Raw genomic sequence first — 299 nt, 5'->3', positions numbered from 1 at the left:
TGTTTAATTCGTCTGATCACAGATACTTTATAAAGCATTTTAATACTTTTTTGAATCTGTCAATGCGTAAGTCCTAACAAGGTAAAGTGATTGAAACAATTTACGAAGGATTTCCTGCCCGCATTGTGCAGCATGAGGTTGATCATTTGGATGGGGTATTGTTTGTAGATAAAATGAATCTTGCATGAATAAAATACTTCCCAATTCCCATTTGAAAAGAGAGGGTAATCCTCCCATAAATAACTGAATTTAAAAGTAGAGGTTAAGCAGCCATCAAAGGTGGTTTGCCTCCGTTAGCT

The 299-nt window shown here is 35.8% G+C and carries 1 pseudogene; it reads left to right on the top strand.

What is annotated here, in order from left to right:
- Positions 1–77: 77 nt before the first annotated feature.
- Positions 78–188 (top strand): annotated as a pseudogene (locus NO346_RS14975) (peptide deformylase); the annotation flags it as partial.
- Between the last annotated feature and the right edge of the window lie 111 nt (positions 189–299).

The sequence above is a fragment of the Acinetobacter sp. 5862 genome (assembly GCF_024494585.1).
In the GTDB taxonomy this organism is placed as follows: domain Bacteria; phylum Pseudomonadota; class Gammaproteobacteria; order Pseudomonadales; family Moraxellaceae; genus Acinetobacter.
This window is presented reverse-complemented; position numbering and strand designations above follow the sequence as displayed.